Source organism: Mycobacterium sp. HUMS_12744610 (assembly GCF_041206865.1).
Taxonomy (GTDB): Bacteria; Actinomycetota; Actinomycetes; order Mycobacteriales; family Mycobacteriaceae; genus Mycobacterium; species Mycobacterium servetii.
The window spans coordinates 2,815,805-2,828,374 of the sequence record NZ_JBGEDP010000001.1; the positions used below are offsets into that span (position 1 = coordinate 2,815,805).

9 protein-coding genes and 2 pseudogenes are annotated in these 12,570 nt (G+C 68.0%); 10 read left to right on the top strand and 1 reads right to left on the bottom strand.

All coding sequences use genetic code 11. From position 1 onward, the window contains the following. Window position 1: 1 nt before the first annotated feature. From AB8998_RS13875 to AB8998_RS13915, 9 genes and pseudogenes are all read left to right on the top strand, one after another. Entirely contained in the window at window positions 2-664 is a 663-nt protein-coding gene (locus AB8998_RS13875) for a hypothetical protein (protein WP_369738445.1), read from the top strand. Beyond that, window positions 664-2,129, top strand: a pseudogene (locus tag AB8998_RS13880) (proton-conducting transporter transmembrane domain-containing protein). Before AB8998_RS13875 ends, AB8998_RS13880 begins: the two are co-directional and overlap by 1 nt. Continuing rightward, the gene (locus tag AB8998_RS13885) at window positions 2,126-3,604 is read left to right on the top strand and encodes a hydrogenase large subunit (protein WP_369738446.1); all 1,479 of its coding nucleotides are present in this window, start codon (window positions 2,126-2,128) and stop codon (window positions 3,602-3,604) included. The pseudogene AB8998_RS13880 and the gene AB8998_RS13885 overlap by 4 nt, the downstream one beginning before the upstream one ends. 92 nt (window positions 3,605-3,696) lie before the next feature. After that, window positions 3,697-4,059: an ArsR/SmtB family transcription factor gene (locus AB8998_RS13890; RefSeq protein WP_369738447.1), complete on the top strand. Its 363-nt coding sequence runs from the start codon at window positions 3,697-3,699 to the stop codon at window positions 4,057-4,059. A 191-nt stretch (window positions 4,060-4,250) separates the two neighbouring features. After that, window positions 4,251-5,051 (top strand): hypothetical protein, encoded by an 801-nt coding sequence (locus AB8998_RS13895; protein WP_369738448.1) that lies wholly within the window; start codon window positions 4,251-4,253, stop codon window positions 5,049-5,051. A 23-nt stretch (window positions 5,052-5,074) separates the two neighbouring features. Continuing rightward, on the top strand, window positions 5,075-6,931 hold the full coding sequence (locus AB8998_RS13900; RefSeq protein ID WP_369738449.1) for a phosphoenolpyruvate carboxykinase (GTP): 1,857 nt from the start codon (window positions 5,075-5,077) through the stop codon (window positions 6,929-6,931). A 194-nt stretch (window positions 6,932-7,125) separates the two neighbouring features. Continuing rightward, complete coding sequence (locus AB8998_RS13905) at window positions 7,126-8,730, top strand: arylsulfatase (protein ID WP_369738450.1); 1,605 nt, start codon at window positions 7,126-7,128, stop codon at window positions 8,728-8,730. A gap of 50 nt (window positions 8,731-8,780) precedes the next feature. Further along, the gene (locus AB8998_RS13910; protein WP_369738451.1) at window positions 8,781-10,016 is read left to right on the top strand and encodes an FAD-dependent oxidoreductase; all 1,236 of its coding nucleotides are present in this window, start codon (window positions 8,781-8,783) and stop codon (window positions 10,014-10,016) included. Next, window positions 10,009-11,007, top strand: coding sequence for a Gfo/Idh/MocA family protein (locus tag AB8998_RS13915; RefSeq protein ID WP_369738452.1), 999 nt, complete (start codon window positions 10,009-10,011; stop codon window positions 11,005-11,007). Before AB8998_RS13910 ends, AB8998_RS13915 begins: the two co-directional genes overlap by 8 nt. A gap of 3 nt (window positions 11,008-11,010) precedes the next feature. On the opposite strand, the gene AB8998_RS13920 is transcribed toward AB8998_RS13915, so the two are convergent. Continuing rightward, the gene (locus AB8998_RS13920) at window positions 11,011-11,352 is read right to left on the bottom strand and encodes a hypothetical protein (protein WP_369738453.1); all 342 of its coding nucleotides are present in this window, start codon (window positions 11,350-11,352) and stop codon (window positions 11,011-11,013) included. A 310-nt stretch (window positions 11,353-11,662) separates the two neighbouring features. Between AB8998_RS13920 and AB8998_RS13925 the strand changes: the two are divergent. Continuing rightward, window positions 11,663-12,348: pseudogene (locus AB8998_RS13925) on the top strand (TetR/AcrR family transcriptional regulator). The last annotated feature ends 222 nt before the right edge of the window (window positions 12,349-12,570 follow it).

The following is a 12,570-nucleotide window of genomic DNA, read 5'->3' on the forward strand; positions in this document are numbered from 1 at the left end:
GATGACCGACTCGACCTTCGCCACCCTGATCGACTTCGCCGCCGGTGGGCTCCTGCTCGCCGCCGTGCTCGTCACCTGGCGCCGCGACCTGCGCGCCGTCGTGCGACTGCTGGCTTGGCAGGGCTTCGCGCTCGCGGCCATCCCGTTGCTGCGCGCAATCCACGACGCTGACCGCGCCCTGGTCTACGTCGGGATCGCGGTCCTTCTGCTGCGCGCGGTGGCGTTGCCGTGGCTGTTGGTCCGGGCGCTGGCCGCCGAGCCGAGCGACCAACGCGAGGCCACCCCGCTGGTCAACACCGCCAGTTCGCTGCTGATCACCGCCGTGCTGACCATCGTGGCATTCGCGGTCACCCGGCCCGTCGTCGACCTCGAGCCGACTGCTGCGGCCACCGCCGTTCCCGCCGCGTTCGCCGTGATCTTCATCGCGCTGTTCGTGATGAGCACGCGGCGCCACGCCATCTCACAGACCGCCGGATTTCTGATGCTGGACAACGGGATTGCCGCAACCGCATTCCTGCTGACCGCAGGCGTGCCGCTGATCGTCGAACTCGGCGCCTCCCTGGATGTGCTGTTCGCCGTGATCGTGATCGGGGTACTGGCCGGCCGACTCCGGCGCGCCTTCGGCGGCGCGGACCTGGACCAACTGCACGAATTGCGCGATTGATGACCGCACTGTTGCTGGTGCCATCCTCGCACCGATCACCGCCTCGCTGATCACCCTGATCTGGGGGTGGCGCCGCGTCACGGCAACCGTCACGGTGCTTTCGGCGGTGACGATCCTCGGTTGCGGCGCCGCGCTCGGATTCCAGGTCGGTTCCGGCCGGTATTTTGCGCTGAGCGGGCTGCTGCGCGCCGACGCGTTGTCGGTGACCATGGAGATTGTCATCGGGGTGGTCGGCACGCTGGCCACGGGGGCCAGCATCGGTTACGTCAATGCTGAACTTGCCGACGGCCACACCGACGCCGCCGGTGCGCGGCTGTACGGCGCGCTGACGCCGGGGTTCCTGGCTGCGATGGTTATCGCGGTGTGCGCCAACAATATCGGCGTAATCTGGGTCGCGATCGAGGCGACCACCGTGGTCACCGCGTTTCTCGTCGGGCATCGCCGGACCCGCACCGCGCTGGAGGCGACCTGGAAATACGTCATCGTCTGCTCGGTCGGGATCGCGATAGCCTTCCTGGGCACCGTGCTGCTGTACTTCGCGGCCCAGCACGCCGGGGCACCTGCCGCCCACGCGCTGAATCTTGACGCGCTGCTTGCCCACGCCGGACGTCTCAACCCCGAAGTGACCCGACTGGCCGGCGGTCTGCTGCTGATCGGATACGGCGCCAAGGCCGGTCTCCTGCCATTTCACACCTGGCTGGCCGACGCGCACAGCCAGGCTCCGGCGCCGGTGAGCGCGCTGATGAGCGGGGTATTGCTGTCGGTGGCGGTTTCGGTGTTGATTCGGATCAAACCGATCATCGACGCCGCCGTGCCGGGCTTCCAGCGCACCGGGTTGCTGGTGACCGGATTGGCGACGCTGCTGGTCGCGGTGCTGATGCTGACCGTGACCGGTGATGTCAAGCGGATGCTGGCGTACTCGTCGATGGAAAACATGGGCCTGATCGCCATCGCTCTCGCGGCGGGGACCACGCTGGCGATCGCGGCGCTGCTGCTGCATGTGCTTGCCCATGGCATCGGTAAGACACTGCTGTTCCTGTCCGGCGGCCAGTTGCAGGTTGCGCACAATTCGACTGCCGTCGTAGACATCACCGGGGTCCTGCGACGCTCACGGGTGATCGGCGCATCGTTCGCTGTCGGGCTGATCGTGCTGCTCGGTCTGCCACCGTTTGCGATGTTCGCCAGCGAGGTGGCCATCGCCCGGTCGCTGGCCGATGCACGACTGGGGTGGGTGCTCGGCGTCGCCATGCTGCTGATCGCCGTCGCGTTCGCCGCGCTGGTGCGAAATTCCGGTCGCATGCTGCTGGGCGTCCCGGTCGGCGCCGCGCCCCGGATCGCCGTCCCCGCCACCGTGGCAGCCGCTCTGCTGGCCGGTGTTGCGGCATCGATCGCACTCGGGGTCACCGCGGGACCGCTGACCGACCTGTTCACCACTGCCGCCAGCCAGGTCGGAGCCGTTCGGTGACACCGAATTGGCTACACCACAGGCTGCCGGGTGACGAGATCGCCGGTAAAGCAGAGGAATTGGTAGACCAGGGATTTCGCCTTGGGCTGGTGGCCGCCCACGACGACGGCGAGCGGTTGCGGGTGGTGTACCTGTTCCTCGCGGGCCACCCGGACCGCCGTGTCGAGCTCGAAACCCTTTTGACGGCAGCCGATCCGGCGCTGCCCTCGCTGGCGTACCTGTCCTTCCCCGCGAGCCGCTTCGAGCGGGAAATGGCGGACCTCTACGGGATTCGGCCGGTCGGGCACCCCCATCTGCGGCGGCTGGTGCGCCACGCGCACTGGCCGCAGGACTGGCATCCGATGCGGGCCGACGCAGGGCTCCCACCGCAGTTCGCGGCCACCGGAGGGTTCCCGTTCGTCACCGTGCAAGGAACCGGGGTGTATGAAATCCCGGTCGGGCCGGTACATGCGGGGCTGATCGAGCCCGGCCATTTCAGGTTCTCCGTCGTCGGCGAGACCGTGTTACGGCTCAAGGCGCGGTTGTGGTTCGTGCATCGTGGGCTGGAGAAGCTCTTTGAGGGACGTCCCGCCACCGCGGCGGTCGATCTCGCCGAACGAATCAGCGGCGACACCTCGGCCGCACACGCGCTGGCCCACAGCCTGGCGATCGAGGACGCGCTCGGCATCGAAATGCCCGAGGAAGCGCAGCGACTGCGTGCTCTGCTCGTCGAGCTCGAACGGCTCTACAACCACGCCGCCGATCTGGGCGCAATGGCCAATGACGTCGGCTATGGCATCGCCAACGCCCATGCCCAACGCATCCGCGAACAACTGTTGCGCCTCAACGCCGTGGTGACCGGGCACCGGCTGCTGCGTGGCGCCATCTACCCGGGCGGCGTCACCGTGAATCGGCTGCCCACGGCCGCCCAATTGCACTCCATCGCCACCGACATCGCCGAAATCGCCGAACTGACCCTGGCCAACACCGTGGTCTATGACCGCTTCGCCGGCACCTCGGTGCTGGACCGCGATGACGCCCGGGCGATGGGCTGCCTCGGATATGTGGCCCGGGCCAGCGGTGTGCGCACCGACGCCCGCACCGAGCATCCCTTCACCGCTTTACCCATCACCGAGAGCGGCGCCGGCGCGGGCGACGTGCTGGCCCGCTATACGCTGCGACGCGACGAGTTCGCCGCGTCGGCCACATTAGCCGCTTACCTGGTCGAATCACACACCGGCCCAAACAAATACGTCGTCCCCGCCCCGTCGACACGCGGACCACGCAGTGGTATCGGCATCGTAGAAGGATGGCGCGGCACCATCGTGCACCGTGTCGAAATTAGCGCCGACGCGCGCATCACCCGCAGCAAGGTCGTCGATCCGTCCTGGTTCAACTGGCCCGCGGTGCCGGTGGCGATGGCCGACACGATCGTCCCGGACTTTCCGTTGACCAACAAGAGCTTCAACTTGTCCTACGCGGGCAACGACCTGTGACGCAGTCGCTCGGCTGGACCGTATCTTCTGTCTCAACGAATTGCTAACATTGGCAACTAGTCATAGTGCAGGCCGCTTTCACGGGAGGCGTCATGGCAGACTCGCGTCAGCCGCTTTACCGGATGAAAGCGGAATTCTTCAAAACGCTGGGTCATCCCGCCCGCATCCGGGTGTTGGAACTGCTCAGCGAAGGCGAGCTCACGGTCTCGCAGATGCTGCCCGAAGTGGGTATCGAACCCGCCAACCTATCTCAGCAGCTGTCCATCCTGCGACGGGCCGGACTGGTCGTCGCGCACCGTCAGGGGCTCACGGTGACCTATGCGCTCACCACATCACAGGTCGCAGACCTGCTCTCTGTGGCCCGGGCCATCCTCACCGGAGTGGTAGCCGGCCAGGCCGAAGTGCTCGACGAGGCACACGGGCCGCCGTCGCTGGCTGCCGGATCGGCGCGCTGACGCGACCGCTTCGAAGCCGGTACGTCGCAGGGCCGTCACTACTACTTGCCAACTTTCTAAAGTATCGATATTGAAAAGATCTGGTTATCGGAATGTCGAAGAGGACGAAAAACGCTGCGGCCGAACACATGCGCTTCGGTGGCATTGAGAACGTCACAGCTGTCGGCATCACGACCGTCGGCGTGGCCGCCGTGAGAACACCGTCTACCCGGGCCCGAGATCGCGCGGTCTGGGTGGCGATGGAGAACTACGCGGCGCTGATCACCGAGGCCATCCCGAGGCGGGCGGTACCGTTGCCGCTAACCCAGAATGACCCGGCCGCCGTCGCGGCCCGGCTCACGCAGCTGCCGTCGCGGGTCGCGGCGGTGTTTCTGATCGGTCTAGACCCCTCGGCTACCGCGCAGGTACAACGGGCCGTGTACACCCGCGGTGGGCCAACGGTGATCGGCGAACTCGACGTCGTTACCGCAACCCTCGGTGCGGCCGCGATGTCAGCGCTCCGCGGGCGCAACATCGCCCCACGCCGCGCGCGCATCGTGGTCACCGGCGCAGGGACCGTGCCGCGCCTTGGGCCGTTGCTGATCGCGTTGGGCGCCGGGTCGATGACCACCTGGCGCAGCTACGACACCCCGGACCAGCGGCTGCACGACGTCATGGCCCGCAGCGATCTGCTCCTGGACCTCGCCGACGCAGCGCCCGATAACGTCGCTCCCGGGCGCAGGCTGAGGCTGCCCGGCGACCTGTATGACTACGCGGCCCTTGTGCTACCGGGCCTGCTGCGTGGCCTTGGCCGACACCGACGGGTACCGCTCACCGTCGAAGTGCTCGCTGCCTGTGCGCGTGCACTTGCCCTCGTCACGCCCGCTGATGCAATGCTGCCCGGTCTTGACGAGCGGCTGCTGATCCCCGCGATCGGCAGGCATGTCGATCGCGTGCTGTGTGAGAATCCGCCATCGGTTGCCCGCTCGGCACCAGTTTTCCCCATCCCATGACCGTGATCAGAAAGGTCACTGCTATGACAACAACTGTCGTCGGCATCGAACATGCACCGACCCCCTCAGCCGCGATCCGTGCCTGGGTCAACAAGGTGGCTGAGCTGACCACTCCGGACGCGGTGGTGTGGTGTGACGGCTCAACCGACGAATGGCACCGACTTACCGCACTTTTGGTGGCGAAGGGCACCTTTGTTCAGCTGTCCGGCAAACCCAATTCGTTCTGGTGCACGTCGGATCCCGAGGATGTGGCGCGCGTGGAGGACCGCACCTTCATCTGCTCGGTACGGCGCGAAGACGCCGGGCCCACCAACAACTGGATGGATCCGGTCGACATGAAAACGGTAATGACCGAGGAATATCGCGGCGCGATGGCCGGACGCACCATGTACGTGATCGCGTTCTGCATGGGTCCGCTGGATGCTGCCGAACCTCAGTTCGGCGTGCAGATCACCGACTCCGAATACGTTGCAGTGTCCATGCAGATCATGACACGCTCGGGCAGTGTGGTGTGGGAAAAGTTAAGTCAGGGAGCTGATTTCGTCAAGTGCCTGCACTCGGTCGGGGCGCCGCTACATCCGGGACAACACGACGTCCCGTGGCCGTGCGACCATACCAAATACATCACCCATTTCCCCGAGGAACGCGCCATCTGGAGCTACGGCTCCGGCTACGGCGGTAATGCCTTGCTGGGCAAGAAATGCTACGCGTTGCGGATCGCCTCGAAGATGGCCAAAGACGAGGGCTGGCTGGCCGAACACATGCTGATCCTCAAACTCACCTCCCCCGAGCAGCAGGTGCACTACGTGGCCGCAGCATTCCCATCCTCGTGCGGGAAGACCAACCTGGCCATGCTGTCACCCACACTGCCCGGGTGGCGCGCCGAAACCATCGGCGACGATATCGCCTGGCTGCGCTTCGGCGAGGATGGTCGCCTTTACGCGGTCAACCCCGAGGCCGGATTCTTCGGCGTCGCCCCCGGCACCGGAGCCGACACCAACCCGCACGCGATGGCCACCATCGAGCGCGGCAACACCATCTTCACCAACGTCGCGCTCACCGACGACGGTGACGTGTGGTGGGAAGGCATGACCGCTGACACGCCCCGCCACCTGACCGACTGGAGACGCCGCGACTGGACACCGGACTCGAACGATCCGGCCGCGCACCCCAATTCGCGCTATTGCACCCCGATCGCGCAGTGCCCTACCGTGGCGCCGGAGTGGAATGATCCTGGAGGGGTGCCGATTTCGGCGATCTTCTTCGGGGGACGGCGTGCCAGCACCATCCCCCTCATCACCCAATCGCACAACTGGCGGCACGGGGTGTTCCTGGGCTCGACGCTGTCCTCGGAAACCACAGCCGCCGCCAGCGGTGCTGTGGGCGTTGTGCGCCGCGACCCGATGGCGATGTTGCCGTTCCTGGGCTACCACATCGGTGACTACCTGCAGCACTGGCTGGATATCGGCGCCGAAGCAGAGCCGTCGAAGCTGCCGAAAATCTTCTACGTGAACTGGTTCCGCCGCGGCGCGGACGGCGCATTCCTCTGGCCCGGGTTCGGTGACAATGCGCGAATCCTGAAATGGGCCCTGCAACGCATCGAGGGCACCGCAGACGCCGTCCACACCCCGATCGGAGACATCCCCTCCCTCCAGAGCCTCGACTTGGACGGCCTCCAGGCCGACGAGCAGTCAATCCGCGCAGCACTTGAGGTCGACCCGGCCGAATGGATACGCGAGATCGAATCGATCGACGATTGGTACGCCACTATCGGCGGCAATAAACTTCCCGACGTCCTGCGCGAAGAACTCGGCCAGCTCAAACAACGGCTCGCTGCCGCTCGGCGCGACACCGGCCAGCACCGCCACGCCACACCCTGAGACGCCTGCCATCGACGCAGCCGGATGAACCGAGAGGTTCACGTACGGGCCTGCAGGAGCCGGAGGGCGGTGGCCGGCGCGCCGCTCCCGGCCTGTGCGGGCGAGCAGGTCCGCGCCGGCAGCGCGGGAACGCACCGCCCCTGGGGCGTGGCGACCGTTGGTACCGCGGCCCGCACCTGACAGGATGCTTCAGTGTGAAGCGACCCAACTTTCTCGTAATCGTTGCAGACGACCTGGGGTTTTCCGACATCGGCGCCTTCGGCGCCGAGATCGCCACGCCCAACCTGGACAAACTGGCCTACGCCGGGATCCGGTTCACCGACTTCCACTCCGCCCCGACCTGCTCGCCCACCCGGGCGATGCTGCTGACCGGGACCGACCACCACGTCGCCGGCATCGGCACGATGCTCGAGGTCGCCGCACCGGGATTCACCGGCGCGCCGGGCTACGAGGGCTATCTGAACGATCGGGTCGTGGCGCTGCCCGAGCTGCTGCGCGACGCGGGTTATCTGACGCTGATGGCGGGAAAGTGGCACCTTGGCAACACGATCGAGACATCGCCCTGGGCGCGCGGGTTCGAGCGCTCGTTCGCCCTGCTGCCGGGCGGCGCCAGCCATTACGGCGGCGCCGCCGCCCGTCAGGTGCTGATGCCGATGCCGGCGCTGTACACCGAAGACGACCGGTTCGTCACGGTCGGCGACGACTTCTACTCGTCGGACTTCTACGCCGACACACTGGTGCGGTATCTGGCCGAACGGGCGCCCGGCGATGACCGTCCGTTCTTCGCCTATTTGCCGTTTCAGGCGCCGCACTGGCCGCTACAGGCGCCGGACCACTCGATCGCGGCCTACCGCGGCCGCTACGACGACGGGCCGGACGCGCTGCGCGAGGCGCGCCTGGCGGCGCTGAAGCGGCTCGGCCTGTGCCCGGAAGGCGTCGTACCGCATCCGGTCGTGGCCGACGGCGCCCCGGAGTGGGCCGACATGACCGACGAGGAGCGGGCGCGCTCGGCCCGCAGCATGGAGGTCTACGCGGCGATGGTGGACCGGATGGACCACAACGTCGGCCGGGTGATCGACTACCTTTCCCAGACCGGTGAGCTCGACGACACGATTGTGATCTTCCTGTCCGACAACGGTGCGGAGGGAGCCGCTCTGGAGGCGTGGCCGCTGCTCGGTCCCCAGATCGTGGCGCAGATCGAGAAGAATTTCGACAACAGCCTCGACAACCTCGGCAGCCCCACCTCGTTCATCTGGTACGGCCCGCGCTGGGCCCAGGCCGCCACCGCGCCGTCGCGCCTGCACAAGGCCTTCACCGCCGAAGGCGGGATCCGCGTCACCGGTTTTGTCACCTGGCCGGGCTTTGCGCGGCAACGCGAGATCGGCACCGCCTTCGCGACCGTCATGGACATCGCCCCCACCGTGCTGGAACTGGCCGGCGCCGAACATCCCGGGACCGCCTACCGCGGGCGAGAAGTGGCGCCGATGCGCGGCCGCTCGCTGGTACCGTACCTGTCCGGTTCCGCCGAGACCGTCCACGACGCCGACACCGCCACGGGCTGGGAGCTGTTCGGCCGGCGTGCCATCCGGCAGGGCGATTGGAAGGCGCTGTACCTGCCCGAGCCCCACGGCCCCGGCGCCTGGCAGCTCTACGATCTCTCCCGCGACCCCGGAGAGACCGACGACCGGGCCGCCGCGCGCCCCGACAAGCTCGCCGAACTCCTGGCCCTGTGGGACCGCTACGTGGAGGAGAACGGCGTGCTCCTGCAGCCCGTTTCGGTGTTCGACGCCAAGCTGTAGCTCCTCGGCGGGACGCCCGCGAAAACGTGCGTCCCCTTATGCTGAGCGCGATGGTGGAGACAACGACGTGCGCGATCGTTGGCGGCGGCCCGGCTGGCATGGTCCTCGGGCTGCTGCTGGCGCGCGCGGGTGTCGAAGTCACCCTGCTGGAGAAACACGGCGACTTCCTGCGCGATTTCCGCGGCGACACCGTGCATCCCACGACGATCCAGTTGCTCGACGAGCTGGGCCTGGGGGAGCGGTTCGCGGCGCTGCATTACAGCGAGGTCAGGACGGGACAACTCGACACGGACGGGCGCTCGGTGACCTACATCGATTTCGAGCGTCTGCGTCTCCGGCATCCCTACATCGCGATGGTGCCGCAGTGGGATCTGCTCAACCTGCTCGCCGAGGCCGCGCGCGCCGAGCCCAGTTTCACGCTCCGGATGCGCACCGAGGCCACCGGGCTGCTGCGGGAGGGCGGCCGGGTTACCGGCGTGCGCTACACGGGACCGGAGGGTCCCGGCGAACTCAGGGCCGAACTCACCGTCGCCTGCGACGGCCGCTGGTCGGTCGTGCGCCAGGCGGCGGGGCTGCGGGCCCGCGAGTACCCGGTGGGCTTCGACGTGTGGTGGTTTCGGCTGCCCCGCGCAGGAGCCTCCGACTTCTCCTTCCTGCCGCGCACCGCCCCGGGCAGGGCCCTCGCCGTGATCCCGCGCGAGGGCTACTTCCAGATCGCGTACATCGGACCGAAGGGCACCGACGCTCAGCTGCGCGCGCGGGGCATCGAGGCGTTCCGCCGCGACGTCGCGGCGCTGCTGCCCGACATGCCCGACTCGGTGGCGGCGCTGAAATCCATGGACGACGTCAAGCACCTCGACGTGCGGGTGAACCGGCTGCGCCGCTGGCACACCGACGGGCTGCTATGCATCGGCGACGCCGCGCACGCGATGTCACCGCTGGGCGGGGTCGGCATCAATTTGGCCGTCCAGGATGCCGTGGCGGCCGCGACCCTGCTGGCCGGGCCCCTGCGGCGGCACCGCGTCACCGACCGCGACCTGGCGGCCGTCCGGCGCCGCCGCGCCTTGCCGGCCGCGGTGACCCAGGCGGTCCAACGGGTGTTGGCGCGGGCGTTGCTGGGGCCGCTCCTGCGCGGCGCCGACCCCACACCTCCGGGGGCGCTGTTGACGCTCGTGGAGCGGCTGCCCTGGCTCTCGGCGGTGCCCGCGTACTTCGTCGGGGTGGGGGTCCGGCCGGAGCACGCGCCAGCGTTCGCCCGTCGCGACTCCGACGGCGACGATGGCTGAGGGTCGGGCACCGCTGCGCATCGGCGTCCTCGGGGCCGCCCGCATCACGCCGCTGGCGCTGGTCAAGCCGGCCCAGGCCAACCCCGAGGTGGTGGTTGCCGCCGTCGCCGCACGCGACGTCACCCGCGCCCGGGCGTTCGCCGCCAAGCACGGCATCGCCCGGGTACACGAGGACTACGAGGCGCTGGTCGCCGACCCGGACCTCGACGCGGTGTACAACCCGTTGCCCAACGGCTTGCACGGCCGCTGGACGCGCGCCGCGCTCGCGGCGGGCAAGCACGTGCTGTGCGAGAAGCCGTTCACGGCCAACACCGCCGAGGCGCACGAGATCGCCGGAATCGCTGCCGATTCCGGTCGAGTGGTGATGGAGGCGTTCCACTACCGCTATCACCCCCTCACGTTGCGGGCCGAGCAGATCATCGCCTCGGGGGAGTTGGGCAGGATCGAGCGAGTCGAGGCCGCGATGTGCTTTCCCCTGCCGAGGTTCTCCGACATCCGCTACGACTACTCGCTGGCCGGGGGCGCGTTGATGGACGCCGGGTGTTACGCGGTCCACATGGCCCGCACGCTCGGCGGTTCGGCCCCGGAAGTCGTTTCCGCACGGGCGAAATTACGGGATCCCCGGGTGGACCGCGCGATGACGGCCGAGTTGCGGTTCGCCGCCGGGCACACCGGCCGGATCGTCTGCTCGATGTGGTCCTCGCACCTGTTGCGGATCAGCGCGCGCGTGGTGGGCGAACGCGGGGAGTTGCGGCTGCTCAACCCGGTCTTGCCCAGCCTGGTGAACCGCCTTTCGGTCCGCTCGCCCAATGGGAAACGGGCGGAACGCTTTCCGCGCCGCGCCTCCTACGCGTACCAGCTCGACGCTTTCGCCGCCGCGGTGCTGCGCGGCGAACCGGTGCTGACCACCCCGGAAGACGCCGTGCGGAACATGACCGTCATCGACGCGATCTACCGGGCGGCGGGCCTGCCGCTGCGGCAGCCGAGCTGAGCGCTAACCCCTTCGCCGCGTTGCCGCCTCGGCCAGCAGGCGGCGTGCCGCCTCGACGCAGGGGGCGAGCCGTTCGGCCGGGCCGACGCTGGCCAGCGCCAGCGATCGCTGGGGCACCTCGAGTTCGATCACGACGTCGGCGGGAAGCGCGGACACGATGTCGCACCACGGAAGTTCACCCTCCCCGGGCATCATCCACTCGAACATGGCTTCCTCCATGTAGTTGTCGATGCGCGGACGCAGCGGGGTGTTCGCAGAGCTGGGCGTACCCGATATGCGCGGGATCGACGGCCGCGAGGTCCGCGGCGAGGTCGACGAACTCCACCGGCGGAAGTCCGAAGCCATTGAGAAAGCCGACAGCGACCTGGTCCATAGTCGCTCCGGGAATGGCCCTACAGGCTTCCCGGGCTTCGGCGCGGGCACGGCGGGCGCCGCTCCCGGCCCGGGGATGCCAGGTCCCGGTCCGCACATTGTCGGCGGTTTCGGTCATGGCCATCTGCTGCCGCCCGGGCAGATCAAGAGAGTTTGTCCCTGGCAGGCGCCGCCGGGATATTGGGTCGGCGGTCCGCACGGGGTGCCCTGCACCTGAGGGAAACTTCTTTACTGACACTACGAATATAGAGTATTCTCCGGGTCCACGATCATTGGACTCGGTATGGATAAACGACGAAAACCCAACCCGGCGGAGCGCCGCCGCGATTTGTGCGATGCGGCGATTCAGCTGTTGGCCGACGATGGGGCCAAGGGTTTGAGCCACCTGAAGGTGGACCGCAGGGCGGGCGTAGCGGACGGCACGACCTCGTTCTACTTCCGCACCCGGTCCGCGCTGCTACGCGCGGTGGCCGAGCGGCTCGCCGAACTCGACCTGGCCGAGCTGCAGGCGGTCGCGGACAGTTCCGGCCCGCACGGCACCAATCCGGTGCCCTCGCGATTGTCGCAGGTCGTCATCCAAGCGGGCAGTGAGCCACAGCTGTCGCGCACGAAGGCCAGGTATGAGTTGACGATGCAGGCCGCCCGCGACCCGGCGCTGGCCGCGATCCTGCAGCAGGCCACGGACGGGTTCACCAAGCTGCACCGGGAAATCCTTGTCCAGCTCATGCCGCGCGGCGCCGAACTGGAAACCGCCGTGGTCGAGGACCTGAGCAATGTCACGCTGACCTTCATCAACGGGCTGCTGCGCGGGCCGCCCACGGCGACCGGATCATCGACACTCCCGAGCAGCTCGACGGGATTCTGTCCGCCATCGCGGCGGGAATTCTGAAGAGTCCGGACAAGGGTCGGCTGACCCGGGCCGACAACCTACGCCCGGCACCGCGGCGCCGGGCGACCCGATCGGGGTGAGCGGGAGGCGGACACACGGTGCCCTCCGGGTCTTGCCAGACGTTTCCCCGTATGGTTCTCTACGAGAATAGAGTAAGCCGCCGTTCGTGGCGCATATCGGAGAAACACATTTAAGCGGAGTGTACAAATTGCCCGAACCGGATCCGGCGCTGGCACACTGGCAGCGCCGGTGCCCGCGCGAACGGCGCCGGTATCCGGAAATCGCAGCCGTAGGAGGGGTTT